Source organism: Pseudomonas sp. VI4.1, assembly GCF_002029345.1.
Lineage (GTDB): Bacteria > Pseudomonadota > Gammaproteobacteria > Pseudomonadales > Pseudomonadaceae > Aquipseudomonas.
Window position 1 is genome coordinate 74,283 of sequence record NZ_MULM01000174.1, and the last position, 15,805, is coordinate 90,087.

The window sequence follows — 15,805 nt, forward strand, 5'->3', positions numbered from 1 at the left end:
CCTGGCTTTCTTGCGAAAGCACATGCCTCCCCGGGCAGGGCCGAACTGGCGGCGAACTATATCACTGCAAAGGCCAAGCGCCCAAGGCCCAAGCCGGTTCATGTTCAGCAACCCGGCAGGGTAAAAGCGTGTATTTGATGGGATTAAGTAACAGGGAGTGACAAAGCGCGACGAACTTGCGTGAGGGTTTCGATCATTACCGCTATAATCGCCGCCTTTTCATCAGGCTATACGATTTCCGACATGAGCCAATCCAGCGACCTGATTCAGTCTGCACAACGCACCATCCGCCTCGAACTGGAAGCCGTCACCGGCTTGTTGCCCCGTATCGACGCGGATTTCGTACGCGCTTGCGAGATGATTCTGGCCAGCAAAGGCCGCGTGGTCGTGGTCGGCATGGGCAAGTCAGGGCACATCGGCAACAAGATTGCCGCCACCCTGGCCAGCACCGGCACCACGGCTTTTTTCGTGCACCCGGCCGAAGCCAGCCACGGCGACATGGGCATGATCACCCGCGATGACATCATCCTGGCCCTGTCGAACTCCGGTTCGACCAATGAAATCGTGACCCTGCTGCCACTGATCAAGCGCCTGGGCATCCAGCTGATCAGCATGACCGGCAACCCCGACTCGCCGCTGGCCAAGGCTGCCGAGGTCAACCTCAACGTGCACGTCGAGCACGAAGCCTGCCCGTTGAACCTGGCACCGACGTCGTCGACCACCGCGGCCCTGGTCATGGGCGATGCCCTGGCCGTCGCGCTGCTCGAAGCCCGCGGGTTTACCGCTGAAGATTTCGCCTTTTCCCACCCCGGCGGCGCCCTTGGCCGACGCCTGCTGCTGAAAGTCGAAAACGTCATGCACGCCGGACAGGAACTGCCGCAGGTCCAGCGCGGCACCCTGCTCAAGGACGCGCTGATGGAAATGACCCGCAAAGGCCTGGGCATGACCGTGATTCTCGAAGCCGATGGTAAACTCGCCGGGATCTTCACCGACGGCGATTTGCGCCGCACCCTGGACCGCGCCATCGACATCCATCACGCCACCATCGACCAGGTCATGACCGTTCACGGCAAGACCGCTCGCGCTGAAATGCTGGCCGCCGAAGCCCTGAAAATCATGGAAGACCATCGAATCAACGCACTGGTGGTGGTGGACAAGGAGGACCGTCCGATCGGCGCCTTCAACCTGTCCGATCTGCTGCGTGCAGGAGTAATGTAATGACGACCGACCTGCTGGAACGCGGCAAGCGCATCAAACTGGCGGTATTCGACGTCGACGGCGTACTGACCGACGGACGCCTGTACTTCCTGGAAGACGGCAGCGAATTCAAGACCTTCAACACGCTCGACGGCCAGGGCATCAAGATGTTGATGGCAGCCGGCGTGCAGACCGCTATCATCAGCGGGCGCACGACCCCGGTGGTCGAGCGACGCGCGAAGAACCTCGGCATTCCACACCTGTACCAGGGTCGCGAAGACAAACTAGTGGTGCTCGACGAGCTTCTTGCCAAACTCGGCCTAAGCTATGAACAGGTTGCCTACCTCGGCGACGACTTGCCGGACCTGCCGGTCATTCGCCGCGTCGGCCTGGGCATGGCGGTGGCCAGTGCCGCCAGTTTCGTGCGCGAACACGCCCACGGCATCACCCAGGCCCGTGGTGGCGAAGGTGCCGCTCGCGAATTCTGCGAATTGATCCTGCGCGCCCAGGACCGCCTCGATGCGGCCAACGCCGCGTACCTGTGAGCCCACTATGCTGAGCAAAAAGATTCGCAATTTCCTGGTGTTCGGCTGCATCGCCGCCCTTTTCGCGGCGGTCGGCTACTGGAACATCAGTCCGGAGCGGTTCCTCGACAAGCCGGTGGCCAAGGCCGATGAAACCCGGATCGACTGGTACGCGACCAACACCCATAGCGTGCAGTACCTGCCAGACGGCAAATTGCAGTACGACATGACGTCCGACAAGGTCGAACACCTCAAGGCCACTGATGTGACGCTGGTCAGCAAACCTGACCTGAACATGTTCCGCGGCACCGAGTTTCCGTGGCATGTGCAGAGCGAACGCGGCGAAGTCAATTCCGGCGGAACCGAAGTCGAACTGATCGACTCGGTACGTATCGCCCGCACCGACGAAAAAAAGCGCACGACCATTATCACCAGCAGTCGCATGACCGTGTTCCCGCAGCAGCAATATGCGCAGACCGTGCAACCCGTTAGAATCGACGGCGCTGGTGGCGTGTCGACCGGCACGGGCATGAAAGCGTATTTGAAAGAAAGCAGGATACACCTGCTATCGAACGTAAGAGGACAGTATGAGGCTCGTTAAAACCCTCCCTATTTTGCTCAGTCTGGGCGCAGCACTGGGAAGCGTGAGCGCCTGGGCTCTGCCGGACGATAGAAACCAGCCTATCCGCATTCAGGCCGACGACGCCCAACTGGACGACAAGCAAGGCATCGCCACCTACAAAGGTGATGTGATCATCACCCAGGGCACGATGAAGGTCACCGGCAACACCGTGACCATCACCCGCACCGCTTCCGGCGACGTCGACGTGGTGACCTCGGTGGGCAACCTGGCCTACTTCGAGCAGATGCAGACTGCCGGCGACGCCAAGCCGGTTCAGGGTTATGGCGTCACGATCCAGTACCATGCCTCGCAAGACCGCGTTGTGCTGATCGATCGCGCCAAAGTCATCGACAAGGACGGCAACGTCACCCAAGGCGAAAAAATCGTCTACGACACGGTCAAGAAACTGGCTAACGCTGGCCGCGCCACCGGCACCAAAGTCACCGAAGAACGCCCACGCATCGACATGGTGATCCAGCCGAAAAAGAAATCCGACGAGCAAAAGGCCCAGTAATGGCAACTCTGAAAGCTCAGCATCTGGCCAAGAGCTACAAGAGCCGCCAGGTCGTGCGCGACGTCAGCCTGTCCATCGACAGCGGTCAGATCGTCGGCTTGCTTGGCCCTAACGGCGCCGGCAAAACCACCTGCTTCTACATGATTGTCGGCCTGGTACAGGCCGATCAGGGCCGCGTACTGATCGACGACCTGGACGTCAGCCACCAGCCGATGCACGGTCGCGCGAAAGCCGGTATCGGCTATCTGCCGCAGGAAGCGTCGATCTTCCGCAAACTCTCGGTAGCCGATAACATCCTGGCGATCCTCGAGACCCGCAAGGAACTCGACAAGGCCGGTCGCCGCAAGGAGCTGGAAAGCCTGCTGCAGGAATTCCACATCCACCACATCCGCGACAACCTCGGCATGAGCCTGTCCGGTGGTGAACGCCGCCGCGTGGAAATCGCCCGGGCACTGGCCACCAACCCGAAATTCATCCTCCTCGACGAACCTTTCGCCGGCGTGGACCCGATTTCGGTGGGCGACATCAAACAGATCATCCACCACCTCAAGGCCAAGGGCATTGGCGTGCTGATCACGGACCACAACGTCCGCGAAACCCTGGATATCTGCGAAACCGCTTACATCGTCAACGATGGGCAACTGATCGCCGAAGGCGACTCTGCCACCATCCTGGCCAACGAACTGGTCAAGGAAGTGTATCTGGGCCATGAGTTCCGCCTGTAGCGTTGAGGTGTCCGCCTTGCCGCTCAAGCGCTTGTCTCGATAAAAAATCAACACTTTTTTATTGTTACAGCGCTCTAGGCAAACGCTAAAGTTTCGGGCATATAATTTGCTTATGTTTGGCGCTCCGGCGCCCTGTAGTGGATGGCGCATGTGCGCCGGCGAATAAGGTGTTAAGCCCCTGCCATGAAACCATCGCTAGTCTTGAGAATGGGCCAGCAGCTGACGATGACACCGCAGCTGCAACAGGCCATCCGCCTGCTCCAATTGTCGACCCTGGACCTGCAACAGGAAATCCAGGAGGCCCTGGAGTCCAATCCGATGCTCGAACGCCAGGAAGAAGGCGACGACTTCGATAACGCAGACCCCTTGGCCGACAAAGCCGAACAGCTCCCCAATGCCGACGTGTCGGAACCCTCCTACCAGGAAACCGCCCCGACGGTGGATAACCTCGAGGAAGGTGACTGGAACGAGCGCATTCCCAACGAACTGCCCGTCGATACCGCGTGGGAGGACGTTTACCAGACCAGCGCCAGCAGCCTGCCGAGCAACGATGACGACGAGTGGGACTTCACCACCCGTACATCGGCCGGTGAAAGCCTGCAAAGCCATCTGCTGTGGCAACTGAACCTGGCACCGATGTCCGACACCGATCGCCTGATTGCCGTGACCCTGATCGACTGCATCAACAATCAGGGTTACCTGGACGAAACCCTCGAGGAAATTCTCGAAGCCTTCGACCCGGAACTGGACATCGAACTGGACGAAATAGAAGCCGTCCTGCATCGCATCCAGCAATTCGAACCCGCCGGCATCGCCGCCCGCAACCTGGGCGAATGCCTGTTGCTGCAATTGCGCCAATTGCCCGCCAAGACCCCGTGGCTGGCCGAGGCCAAGCGTCTGGTCAGCGATTACATCGACCTGCTTGGCAGCCGCGACTACAGCCAGCTGATGCGCCGCATGAAGCTCAAGGAAGATGAACTGCGCCAGGTGATCGAACTGGTGCAGAGCCTCAACCCGCGGCCTGGCTCGCAGATCGAGTCCAGCGAAGCCGAATACGTCGTCCCCGATGTCATCGTGCGCAAGGACAACGAGCGCTGGCTGGTGGAGCTGAACCAGGAATCGGTGCCGCGGCTGCGGGTCAACGCCCAATACGCCGGTTTCGTGCGCCGCGCCGACACCAGTGCCGACAACACCTTCATGCGCAATCAGTTGCAAGAGGCCCGCTGGTTCATCAAGAGCCTGCAGAGCCGCAACGAAACCCTGATGAAGGTGGCCACCCAGATCGTCGAGCATCAGCGCGGCTTCCTGGAGTACGGCGACGAAGCCATGAAGCCGTTGGTGCTGCATGACATTGCCGAGGCGGTGGGCATGCACGAGTCGACGATTTCCCGGGTGACCACGCAGAAGTTCATGCACACCCCCCGGGGCATCTATGAACTGAAATACTTTTTTTCCAGCCACGTCAGCACCTCCGAGGGCGGCGAATGCTCGTCCACGGCGATCCGCGCGATCATCAAAAAACTGGTTGCAGCGGAAAATCAGAAAAAGCCGTTGAGTGACAGCAAGATCGCTGGTTTACTGGAGGCACAAGGCATTCAGGTGGCTCGCCGCACCGTCGCCAAGTACCGCGAATCCCTCGGGATCGCGCCTTCGAGCGAACGCAAGCGGTTGATGTAGAGCCACGCCACAGCGTTCCAGTGGCAGGCATTTCTGCCTGCCGCTTTATGCACTGGCAACGAAGGAGAAGCTGTATGCAAGTCAACATCAGTGGACACCAACTGGAAGTGACCGAACCTCTTCGCACCTACATCGGCGAAAAGCTCGAACGATTGGAGAGGCATTTCGACAAGATCACCAACGTGCAGGTCACGATGACGGTCGAAAAGCTGAAGCAGAAAATCGAAGCCACGCTGCATATTCCCGGCAATGAAGTGGTCGCCAACGCGGAACATACCGATATGTACGCGGCGATCGACGCATTGACCGACAAGCTGGATAAACAACTCAAAAAGCATAAGGAAAAGACCCAAAGCCTCCTCCAGGGCGCGACCGGTCGTTAACACTCCCAACCCATGATCCGACTTGAAAGCATCCTGACCCCCGGCCGTTCCCTCGTGAACGTGCCGGGCGGCAGTAAAAAGAAAGCCCTCGAGCAAATTGCCAACCTCATCCATAAAGAAGTCCCGGATCTGGAGATGCAAGATGTCTTCGAGGCTCTGATTGCCCGTGAAAAACTCGGCTCGACCGGTTTTGGCAACGGCATCGCCATCCCCCACTGTCGCCTCAAGGGCTGTACCGCACCCGTCAGTGCCTTGATGCATCTGGACGCACCCATCGATTTCGACGCCATCGACGGTGCCCCGGTCGACCTGCTGTTCGTACTGCTGGTCCCGCAAGCCGCCACCGATGCGCACCTGGAGCTGCTGCGGCAGATCGCCAGCATGCTCGATCGCAAGGAAGTACGCGAAAAGCTGCGCAGCGCCCCGAGCAATGAAGCCTTGTATCAGGTTGTCCTGGACGAGCAAAACGGTCAGTAATCATGCGCTTGATCATCGTCAGTGGCCGTTCCGGCTCAGGTAAAAGTACCGCGCTCGATGTTCTCGAGGACAACGGCTTTTACTGCATCGACAACCTGCCTGCCGGGCTTTTGCCGGAACTGGCCGAACGTGCACTGATCCACACCGAACTGGCCCAGCCGCTGGTTGCCGTGTCGATCGACGCGCGCAACTTGCCGAGCCACCTGTCGCGCTTCCCCGAGCTGCTGGAAGAAGTCCGCAGCCGGCATATCCAGTGCGATGTCCTGTACCTGGACGCCGACGAAGAAACCTTGCTCAAACGTTTTTCGGAGACCCGCCGGCGTCACCCCCTGAGCAACGCCAACCGCTCACTGGCGGAAGCGATCAGCGATGAAACCACCCTGCTCGGGCCGATCGCCGACCTCGCCGATCTCAAGGTCAACACCACCAACCTGAACCTGTATCAGTTGCGCGATACCATCAAGCTGCGCCTGCTGAATCAACCGGAACCCGGTACGGCGTTCCTGGTGGAATCCTTCGGCTTCAAGCGCGGCATGCCGGTGGACGCCGACCTGGTGTTCGACGTGCGTTGCCTGCCGAACCCCTACTGGAAGCCGGAGTTGCGTGAACAGTCCGGGCTCGATAAGCCGGTCGCCGACTACCTGGCGGCACAGCCGGACGTCGAAGAAATGTTCCAGGACATTTCTACCTACCTGCTCAAGTGGCTGCCCCGCTTTGCGGCCAGCAATCGCGCTTATGTCACCATCGCCATTGGCTGCACCGGCGGGCATCACCGCTCCGTCTACCTGACCGAACGTCTGGGTCAGGCCCTGCAAAAAACCCTGAAGAACGTCCAGGTCCGCCACCGCGACCTCAGCTAAAGGATTCACATCGCGATGCCTGCTCTGGAAATCGAAATCATCAACAAGCTGGGCCTGCACGCCCGTGCGTCTGCAAAATTTGTCGGCGTCGCCGGTCAGTTCAAGGATTGCTCGATCAGGGTAGGACGTACGCCGGAATCTACGGTCGATGGCAAAAGCATCATGGCGATGATGATGCTCGCGGCTGGCAAGGGCACGAAAATTCATCTGAGCACGGAAGGCGAGCAGGAACAGGAAGCGCTGGATGCGCTGGTGGCGCTGATCAACAACTACTTCGATGAAGGCGAGTAAACGTCAACAGATCGCAGCCTCGTTGCACCTGTAGGAGCTGTCGAGTGCAACGAGGCTGCGATCTTTTGATCTTAAACTTTCTTCACGCCAACGCCGTATCCATCACCATCATCAAACAAAACCCGACCAGCAACCCCAGGCTGGCCAGCTTATCGTGACCATGCCGGCGCGACTCCGGAATTACTTCATGGGTAACCACCAACAGCATGGCCCCCGCCGCCAACGCCAACCCCAATGGCAGCAACATCTCGGCCAGGCTGACCAGCCAGGCGCATAACAGCGCGAAGACCGGCTCGACCAATCCTGACGCCGCACCGATCAGGAATGCCTTGACCCGCGACATCCCTGCCCCGGCCAGGACCAACGCAATCACCAGCCCTTCCGGCACATCCTGCAAGGCGATGCCCATGGCCAGACTGTCGGCATCCGGCATCCCGCCGCCGGCCGAGACGCCCACTGCCATGCCTTCCGGTATGTTATGAGCGATGATGGCAAACACGAACAGCCAGATTCGCGGGGGAATCACCGGATGTTCAACGGTCCCCACGAGCATCTCCGGCGACGCGCCGGACACTTTGCGATCCACCAGATACAGCCCGAACGCACCGAGCATGATGCCGAAGCTGATCAGGCCGCTGGCCGCCCAGGGCGTCAGCCCCAGGTTTTCAGCGGCGGCGATACCTGGAACGATCAGCGAAAACGCCGTCGCCGCGAGCATCACCCCGGCGCCGAAGCCCAGCAGCGTATCGCTGACCGCCTGGGGCATCTGCCGAATCACCAACACCGGCACCGCGCCCAACGCCGTACCCAGCGCGCAGATCGCCCCGCCTTGCAATGCGCGTAACAGTTTCGGCTCCAGGTCCAGCCACGCCAGCCCATGGGCGACCAATAACGTCATGCCCGCCAACAGCAACAGCGATCCCATCGCGTAACGAAACATTCGTCCACTTCCGATCGCCAGTGTTTCAGTGCCCATAATCAGCCTTGGATGGTTTTTATAGAAGACTCAAGCCAGCGCTGCCTGATAGCGCGCGCTGACTTGTGGCCAATTGATCACGTTGTAGAACGCATTGATGTATTCCGGACGGCGGTTCTGATACCGCAGGTAATAAGCGTGCTCCCAGACATCAAGGCCGAGAATTGGCGTATTGCCGCTCATCAACGGGCTGTCCTGATTGCCGCTGCTTTCAACGATCAACGTCTTTTGCGGCGTGACACTGAGCCATGCCCAGCCGCTGCCGAACCGGGTCAGCGCGGCCTTGGTGAAGGCCTCCTTGAACGTGTCCAGGCCACCCAGTTGCTCATCGATCGCCTTGGCCAGCGCACCGTCGGGATGACCGCCGCCATGAGGCGCCATCACTTCCCAGAACAGTGAATGATTGGCGTGGCCGCCGCCTTGATTGATCACCGCCGCGCGCAGTGTTTCCGGCAGTTGCTGGATGCTTGCCACCAGTTTCTCCACCGGCCACTCGGCATACTCGGTGCCTTCCACCGCGGCATTGAGGTTGTTGATGTAGGTCTGGTGGTGCTTGGTGTAATGGATTTCCATGGTCTGCGCATCGATGTGCGGTTCCAGGGCATCGTAGGCGTAGGGCAAGGCAGGCAGGGTAAAAGCCATGTTCAATGGACTCCATGATGAAGAGGTGCAGGTGAGGCGGCATCCATGTCCAGTAAACGATGGCTGCGCGGGTACTCGCCGTGCTCGCTGATGAAACTCAGCAGCTCGACGTAGGTCTTGCTGCTCTGACGCCATGCCGCTTCACGCAAGGCCGGCGCCAGGCGCGGGTCCTGCACGGTCTGCAATAACCGCTGATGGATGGCGCACAAATATTCGGCGCTCTCCTCCGGCTGGTTCAGACGCAGATGCAGGTCTGCCAGGTTGTGGTGGGAAATCACGCAGGCCGCCACCGCTTCATCGGCATCCGCCCAGCGCTCGAACAACACCTGGGCCAGGGCCAATGCCTGCAAGTAAGCCTCGCGGGCATCGACCAGTTCGCCCAGCATGAAACAGCGATTGGCTCTTTCGATCGTGCGTTTCCAGTGCTCCATGGTGGGCTCCAAAGCGTTAACAGTGATTACACGCCGCCTGCGGTGAGTTTTTCCGGGTCAAGCAACACCTCAAGCTGGTTGCGTGTGAGGTCGGTGTGTTCCAGGGCGACATCGATCACCGGACGACCCTGCTGATAGGCCTTCTTGGCGATTTCAGCGGCTTTTTGGTAACCAATGATCGGGTTGAGTGCAGTGACCAGAATCGGGTTGCGCGACAGCGCTTCCTTGAGCCGGGCTTCGTTGACCTTGAAGCTGGCGATGGCCTTGTCCCCCAGCAGACGGCTGGAGTTGGCCAACAACTCGATACTGCTCAACAGGTTCTGGGCGATGATCGGCAACATCACGTTCAGTTCGAAATTGCCCGACTGGCCGGCGATGGTGATCACCGTGTCGTTGCCGATCACTTGAGCCGCGACCATCGCCGTGGCTTCCGGGATCACCGGATTGACCTTGCCCGGCATGATCGAAGAACCCGGTTGCAAGGCTTCGAGCTCGATTTCACCGAGGCCGGCCAGGGGGCCGGAGTTCATCCAGCGCAGGTCATTGGCGATTTTCATCAACGAGACCGCCGTGGCTTTAAGCTGCCCCGACACCGCAACCGCAGTGTCCTGGGAACCGATCAGCGCAAACAGGTCTTTGCCCGGCGTGAACTGCACCTGGGTCAGCCGGGTCAGTTGCTGACTGAAACGCCCCGCAAACTCGGGGTGTGCGTTGATCCCGGTGCCCACCGCCGTGCCGCCCTGAGCCAGGGCTTGCAGGCTCGGCAGCAGATCCTGCAAATGACCGATGTTGGCCTTGAGCTGTTGCGCCCAACCATTGAGCACCTGGCTCATGCGCACCGGCATGGCATCCATCAAGTGCGTGCGCCCGGTCTTGACGTGGTGATGAACGGCCTCGGCCTTGCGCTCGATCACTTGCACCAGATGCAGCAGCGCGGGGAGCAATTGCTCATGCAACGCCAACGCAGCGCTGACATGGATGGTGGTCGGGATAATGTCGTTGCTGCTCTGCCCGCAGTTGACGTGATCGTTAGGGTTCACCGGCTCGCCGAGCAGACGGCTGGCCAGGGTGGCGATCACTTCGTTGGCGTTCATGTTGGAACTGGTGCCGGAGCCGGTCTGGAAGATGTCCACCGGGAAGTGCTGCATGAAGTCAGCTTCGAGCAGGCCTTGGGCCGCATCGACAATGGCTTGGCCCTGGGCTTCGCTGATTTGCTTGAGCTCGACGTTGGCCCGGGCGGCGGCGGCCTTTGCCAGGATCAACGCGCGGATGAATTGCACGGGCATCGGTTTGCCGCTGATCGGGAAGTTATCCACCGCGCGTTGGGTCTGCGCGCCGTAGAGCGCGTCTACCGGGACCTGCAGCTCGCCCATGCTGTCGCGCTCAATACGTGTCTTGGTCATCTGAAAATCCTTGCACCAGTTCAATAAGAGGAATCGAGGGATGCAACTCGCAGGTCGCCAGTTGCCAGGTGTAGCTCTGCCAGCGCTTGAGGCGGCACTTGCACAGAGAGAGGCGTTCCAGTTCGCGCAGCGGACGCCAGGCCTGATCCAGGCAATAGGTCCGCCAGTGCCACGGCAGCGCGACGTCGGCGGCGGTATCGAGCAATAAACGGAAAGAAGTTTCGGCGATGGTCCAGGGCGAAGTTGCCGTGCAACATGCCAGGTACCGGCCTTCGGCCAGGTAATGGTCGATCAGGCGCGGTTCGTCGGGGTCCATCGCGCAACGGATCTGGCGGCTCATCCAGCGCCAGTTTTCGAGGTAGGGCTGCTCGTGCAAGGCAGAACTCATAATCCGGGCTCATTCGGTAATGAGATTTATTATTATATGATAATGAGAAGCAAAACAACCCCGACGATGCAGGCAGGATCTTAAACTGCGGAGCGAGCTTGCTCGCGATGGCGGTGTGACATTCGACATCTTTGTTGACTGGCATACCGCTTTCGCTGGCAAGCCAGCGCCTACAGGGGACCGCGCCAGACGCATAAAAAAGGCGCGCCACCCAATCGGGTAGCGCGCCTTTTTTGTGTAACGGTCGGGGGTTAGCTACCCGCCACCATCATCTTCTCGATCAACACCGACCCGGTGCGAATGTTGCTGCGCAGTTCCAGATCATTGCCCACCGCAACGATCTGCTTGAACATGTCGCGCATGTTGCCGGCGATGGTCACTTCCTGGACCGCAAACTGGATTTCGCCGTTTTCGACCCAGTAACCGGCCGCGCCACGAGAGTAATCGCCGGTGACCATGTTCAGGCCCTGGCCCATCAGTTCGGTCACCAGCAGGCCGCGCCCCATGCGCCGCAGCAGGGCAGCCTGGTCTTCGTCGCCGTGGGTGACGAACAGGTTGTGCACGCCGCCGGCGTTGGCGGTGCTCGGCATGCCGAGTTTGCGACCGGAATAGGTGCCGAGGATGTAGGACACCAGCTCGCCTTTTTCGACGAACGGTTTGGCATAGGTCGCCAGGCCATCACCATCGAACGCCGCGCTGCCCAGTGCGCGCATCAAATGCGGACGCTCATCGATGGTCAGCCATTCCGGGAACAGTTTCTGCCCCAGCGTGCCCTCGAGGAAGGACGATTTGCGGTACAGGCTGCCGCCGGAAATTGCCGAGAGGAAACTGCCGAACAGACCACCGGCCAGTTCCGCGGAAAACAGCACCGGCACTTCGCAGGTCGGCACCGGACGCGCGCCCAGACGGCTGGCCGCCCGTTGCGCGGCATGCTGGCCAATGCTCACCGGGTCGGCCAGCAGGTTGCCCTGACGGTTCACGTCGTACCAGTAATCGCGCTGCATCTGGCCGTCGGCCTCGGCGATCATGACGCAGCTCAGACTGTGGCGAGTCGATGCGTAGCCACCGACAAACCCATGGCTGTTGCCGTAAACGCGGCAACCCTGGTGGGTACTGAGGCTGGTGCCATCGGCGTTCTTGATCCGGCTGTCGGCGGCAAACGCCGCCGCTTCACAGGTCAAGGCCATCTCGATGGCTTGTTCCGGGGTGATGTCCCACTGGTGGAACAGGTCGAAATCGTGCAGATCCTTGGCCATCAGCGCGGCATCGGCCAGGCCTGCGGCTTCGTCTTCCGAGGTGTGCTTGGCGATGGCCAGCGCGGCAGCGACGGTCTCGCGAATCGCCTCGGGGCCACTGGCCGAAGTACTCGCCGAACCTTTGCGCTGGCCGACATACAGCGTGATGCCAAAACCCTGGTCGCGGTTGAATTCGACGGTTTCGACTTCACGCTGGCGCACGGTCGTGGACAGCCCCTGCTCCAGGGACACCGCCACTTCACAGGCACTGGCGCCCTGGCGCTTGGCTTCAGCGATGATCTGCTCGACTTGTTCTTGCAGTGCCGGCAACGCTTGTGGGCCGACGCTTTCAACTGCACTCATGCTGTTCTCCACTCAAATTCTGCTTTCGGTAAGGCCTTCGAGCGACCGGGCCGGACAAGCGGCCCCCGACTGGTTATCATGGCGGCGTTTCTTTGCGGACGGCCACCATGGTTGATTCTTACGACGACTCCCTCGATACGGGAGAAAAAAGCAAATCCCAGGTCAAACGCGAGCTGCATGCTCTGGTTGGCCTCGGCGAGCGCCTTACAACGCTCAAGCCTGACTTGCTGGCAAAACTGCCATTGACCGACGCCATGCGCCGGGCCCTGGCCGATGCGCCCAAGCACACCGCGAATATCGCGCGTAAACGGCACCTCATGTTCATCGGCAAGCTGATGCGCGATCAGGACACTGACGCCATTCTGACTCTGCTCGATCAACTCGATGCCTCCACCCGGCAGTACAACGAACGTTTCCATGGCCTGGAACGCTGGCGCGATCGCTTGATCGCAGGCGACGACGGCGTCCTGGAGAAGTTCGTGCTCGACTACCCGGAGGCTGATCGTCAGCAATTGCGCTCCCTGATCCGTCAGGCCCAGCACGAACTGGCGACCAACAAGCCACCGGCCTCGAGCCGTAAGATCTTCAAGTACATCCGTGAACTGGACGAGACTCAACGCGGTTTGCGCTGAGTCCCGAATCGGGTGGGTTGCCTCGCAACTCACCCGAAGCTTCACGTTTTCAGAGCCCCTTACGATCCTGTGCCACCCACAGTGATCGCATCGATTTTCAGCGTTGGCTGGCCGACACCCACCGGCACCGACTGCCCATCCTTGCCACACGTCCCCACGCCGCTGTCCAGCGCCAGGTCGTTACCGACCATCGACACTTTGCTCATGGCTTCCGGCCCATTGCCGATCAACGTCGCGCCTTTGACCGGGGCGGTAATCTTGCCGTCTTCGATCAGGTACGCCTCGCTGGTGGAGAACACGAACTTGCCGCTGGTGATGTCCACCTGACCACCGCCGAGGTTCGCGCAGTAAATGCCGCGTTTCACCGAGGCGATGATTTCCGCCGGATCGCTTTCGCCCGCCAGCATGTAGGTATTGGTCATGCGAGGCATCGGCAGGTGCGCGTAGGATTCACGGCGACCGTTACCGGTGCGGGCCACGCCCATCAGGCGGGCGTTGAGCTTGTCCTGCATGTAGCCTTTGAGCACGCCGTTTTCGATCAGCGTGGTGCACTCGGTCGGGGTGCCTTCATCGTCGACGCTCAGCGAGCCACGACGACCGGCCAGCGTGCCATCATCGACGATGGTGCAGAGTTTGGACGCAACCATCTCACCCATGCGCCCGCTGTAGGCGGAGCTGCCCTTGCGGTTGAAATCGCCTTCCAGACCGTGACCCACCGCTTCGTGCAGCAATACGCCGGACCAGCCCGAGCCCAGCACCACCGGCAAGGTACCGGCCGGCGCCGGAATGGCCTCAAGGTTGACCAGCGCCTGACGCAGGGCTTCACGGGCGTAGCCCATGGCGCGGTCTTCGCCGAGGAAATAACGGTAATCGGTACGCCCGCCACCGCCATGACCGCCGCGTTCGCGGCGACCGTTCTGCTCGACGATCACGCTGACGTTGAAGCGCACCAGCGGCCGCACATCCGCCGCCAGGCCGCCGTCGGTGGACGCCACCAGAATGCGCTCCCAGACCCCGGCCATGCTGACGGTGACTTGCTGGATACGCGGATCGAGGGCGCGGGTCGCGACGTCGATGCGCTTGAGCAACTCGACTTTCTCGGCGCGGGTCAGCACTTCCAGCGGGTTATCCGGCCCGTACAACTGGGCCACGTCCTGGGTGGTAAACGCCTGCACCGTGCCGTTCTGCCCGGCGCGGGAGATCGAACGGGCGGCGCGTGCCGCCGCCCCCAACGCTTCCAGGGTAATGGCGTTGCTGTAGGCAAATCCGGTTTTTTCACCCGATTGCGCCCGCACGCCGACCCCCTGGTCGAGGTTGAAACTGCCTTCCTTGACGATGCCGTCTTCCAGCGCCCAGGACTCGGAAATCTGCCCCTGGAAATACAGGTCGGCCGCATCGATGCCTGGACCGGCCAGGTCGCCGAGCACCCCTTGCAGGCTCTCTATCGTTACGCCACCGGGCGCCAGGAGGTGTTCACTGACTGAGGACAACAACTCGCTCATATGCTTTACGCCTTAAATTCGTCGTTCCGGGCAGGTCGCTGTGCGCCCTGCGAGAAAAAGCGCCGGTGACTGGACACCGGCATCCGCGCCCTGATGGACGCCTGTTCGCTGCTATCGCGTTCGGCCAGCAGCACGGCCTCGCCTTGATCCTTTTGTGCCAATACCCGCCCCCAGGGGTCGATGATTGCGGCATGCCCCCAGGTTTCCCGTGGCCCCGGATGGGTCCCACCCTGGGCGGCCGCGAGCACGTAACATTGGGTCTCGATCGCTCGTGCGCGAATCAGCACGTCCCAATGGGCCGCGCCGGTCACCGCGGTAAAGGCCGACGGTGCGGTAATCAACTCCGCGCCGGCGGCACGCAATTCACTGTAAAGCTCTGGAAATCGCAAGTCGTAACACACCGTCAGGCCGACTCGACCGACGGGCGTGTCCGCCACCACCACACCACTGCCATAAGCATAGTCATCGGATTCGCGATAACGCCCGCGATTGTCCGCCACATCCACGTCGAACAAATGCAGCTTGTCGTAGCGCGCCACCGTTTCGCCCCGGTCGTTCACCAGCAACGAGCAGGCATGCACTTTCGCCGTCGGTTGATCCACCGGCGGCAGCGGCAATGTGCCGGCCACTATCCATAAGTTGAGGTCGCGTGCGGTCTGTTTCAACCATGGCAGGATCGGTCCTTCGCCCGCTGCCTCGGCGCGGCCGATGTCGGCAACGTCGCGACGCCCCATGGCGGCGAAATTTTCCGGCAGCACGGCCAGGCGCGCACCACCCGCGGCCGCTTCCTCGAGCAAGCGATGGGCCTGGGCCAGATTGGCCAGCACATCGCTCTGGCTGACCATTTGAATCACCGCTACAGACATGGTTTTTTCCTGATCTGGAGTTAACGCAGACCTTGTAGGAGCTGGCTTGCCAGCGAAGGCGGCCTCGAGCCTTGCACCGCCCATGAAGACGCCTTCG

General features: G+C 60.8%; 19 protein-coding genes. 11 read left to right on the forward strand and 8 right to left on the reverse strand.

Translation table 11 applies throughout. The features are described from left to right. Positions 1-243: 243 nt before the first annotated feature. The 10 genes from BZ163_RS24725 to BZ163_RS24770 all read left to right on the forward strand — a co-directional run bounded on the left by BZ163_RS24725 (position 244) and on the right by BZ163_RS24770 (position 7,270). The gene (locus tag BZ163_RS24725; protein ID WP_128873002.1) at positions 244-1,218 is read left to right on the forward strand and encodes a KpsF/GutQ family sugar-phosphate isomerase; all 975 of its coding nucleotides are present in this window, start codon (positions 244-246) and stop codon (positions 1,216-1,218) included. Then, the gene (locus BZ163_RS24730) at positions 1,218-1,742 is read left to right on the forward strand and encodes an HAD family hydrolase (protein WP_128873003.1); all 525 of its coding nucleotides are present in this window, start codon (positions 1,218-1,220) and stop codon (positions 1,740-1,742) included. Before BZ163_RS24725 ends, BZ163_RS24730 begins: the two co-directional genes overlap by 1 nt. 7 nt (positions 1,743-1,749) lie before the next feature. Then, complete coding sequence (gene lptC, locus BZ163_RS24735; protein WP_128873004.1) at positions 1,750-2,322, forward strand: LPS export ABC transporter periplasmic protein LptC; 573 nt, start codon at positions 1,750-1,752, stop codon at positions 2,320-2,322. Further along, on the forward strand, positions 2,309-2,857 hold the full coding sequence (gene lptA / locus BZ163_RS24740; protein WP_128873005.1) for a lipopolysaccharide transport periplasmic protein LptA: 549 nt from the start codon (positions 2,309-2,311) through the stop codon (positions 2,855-2,857). The genes lptC and lptA overlap by 14 nt, the downstream gene beginning before the upstream one ends. Beyond that, on the forward strand, positions 2,857-3,582 hold the full coding sequence (gene lptB / locus BZ163_RS24745; RefSeq protein WP_128873006.1) for an LPS export ABC transporter ATP-binding protein: 726 nt from the start codon (positions 2,857-2,859) through the stop codon (positions 3,580-3,582). Before lptA ends, lptB begins: the two co-directional genes overlap by 1 nt. A 183-nt stretch (positions 3,583-3,765) precedes the next feature. Next, positions 3,766-5,259 (forward strand): RNA polymerase factor sigma-54, encoded by a 1,494-nt coding sequence (locus BZ163_RS24750; protein WP_128873007.1) that lies wholly within the window; start codon positions 3,766-3,768, stop codon positions 5,257-5,259. A 74-nt stretch (positions 5,260-5,333) separates the two neighbouring features. Then, positions 5,334-5,642, forward strand: a complete 309-nt coding sequence (gene hpf / locus BZ163_RS24755; protein WP_007941242.1) for a ribosome hibernation-promoting factor, HPF/YfiA family — start codon at positions 5,334-5,336, stop codon at positions 5,640-5,642. A gap of 12 nt (positions 5,643-5,654) precedes the next feature. After that, positions 5,655-6,119, forward strand: a complete 465-nt coding sequence (gene ptsN, locus BZ163_RS24760; protein WP_128873008.1) for a PTS IIA-like nitrogen regulatory protein PtsN — start codon at positions 5,655-5,657, stop codon at positions 6,117-6,119. A gap of 2 nt (positions 6,120-6,121) precedes the next feature. After that, a complete protein-coding gene (gene rapZ / locus BZ163_RS24765) occupies positions 6,122-6,979 on the forward strand; it encodes an RNase adapter RapZ (RefSeq protein WP_128873009.1) in 858 nt (285 codons plus the stop codon). 15 nt (positions 6,980-6,994) lie between these two features. Next, positions 6,995-7,270 carry an HPr family phosphocarrier protein gene (locus BZ163_RS24770; protein ID WP_128873010.1) on the forward strand — a complete coding sequence of 92 codons (276 nt, stop codon included), beginning with the start codon at positions 6,995-6,997 and terminating at the stop codon, positions 7,268-7,270. An 82-nt stretch (positions 7,271-7,352) separates the two neighbouring features. Here the strand turns inward: BZ163_RS24770 and BZ163_RS24775 are convergent, their stop codons facing one another. The 6 genes from BZ163_RS24775 to pmbA all read right to left on the reverse strand — a co-directional run bounded on the left by BZ163_RS24775 (position 7,353) and on the right by pmbA (position 12,708). Then, positions 7,353-8,246 (reverse strand): ZIP family metal transporter, encoded by an 894-nt coding sequence (locus BZ163_RS24775; protein ID WP_128873011.1) that lies wholly within the window; start codon positions 8,244-8,246, stop codon positions 7,353-7,355. 30 nt (positions 8,247-8,276) lie between these two features. Next, positions 8,277-8,888: a superoxide dismutase gene (locus BZ163_RS24780; protein ID WP_128873012.1), complete on the reverse strand. Its 612-nt coding sequence runs from the start codon at positions 8,886-8,888 to the stop codon at positions 8,277-8,279. A 2-nt stretch (positions 8,889-8,890) separates the two neighbouring features. Then, complete coding sequence (locus BZ163_RS24785; protein ID WP_128873013.1) at positions 8,891-9,319, reverse strand: hypothetical protein; 429 nt, start codon at positions 9,317-9,319, stop codon at positions 8,891-8,893. Between the two features lie 26 nt (positions 9,320-9,345). Next, a complete protein-coding gene (locus BZ163_RS24790; protein ID WP_128873014.1) occupies positions 9,346-10,722 on the reverse strand; it encodes an aspartate ammonia-lyase in 1,377 nt (458 codons plus the stop codon). Continuing rightward, positions 10,703-11,110, reverse strand: coding sequence for a FagA protein (locus tag BZ163_RS24795; protein WP_128873015.1), 408 nt, complete (start codon positions 11,108-11,110; stop codon positions 10,703-10,705). Before BZ163_RS24795 ends, BZ163_RS24790 begins: the two co-directional genes overlap by 20 nt. A gap of 251 nt (positions 11,111-11,361) precedes the next feature. Continuing rightward, positions 11,362-12,708: a metalloprotease PmbA gene (pmbA, locus tag BZ163_RS24805; RefSeq protein ID WP_128873016.1), complete on the reverse strand. Its 1,347-nt coding sequence runs from the start codon at positions 12,706-12,708 to the stop codon at positions 11,362-11,364. Positions 12,709-12,815: 107 nt separating this feature from the next. Here pmbA and yjgA point away from each other — a divergent pair, with 107 nt between their 5' ends. Then, positions 12,816-13,340, forward strand: a complete 525-nt coding sequence (gene yjgA / locus BZ163_RS24810) for a ribosome biogenesis factor YjgA (protein ID WP_128873017.1) — start codon at positions 12,816-12,818, stop codon at positions 13,338-13,340. 59 nt (positions 13,341-13,399) lie between these two features. Here yjgA and tldD read toward each other — a convergent pair whose 3' ends face one another. Beyond that, positions 13,400-14,842, reverse strand: coding sequence for a metalloprotease TldD (tldD, locus tag BZ163_RS24815; RefSeq protein WP_128873018.1), 1,443 nt, complete (start codon positions 14,840-14,842; stop codon positions 13,400-13,402). A 5-nt stretch (positions 14,843-14,847) separates the two neighbouring features. Beyond that, positions 14,848-15,708: a carbon-nitrogen hydrolase family protein gene (locus BZ163_RS24820; protein WP_128873019.1), complete on the reverse strand. Its 861-nt coding sequence runs from the start codon at positions 15,706-15,708 to the stop codon at positions 14,848-14,850. Positions 15,709-15,805: the final 97 nt, after the last annotated feature.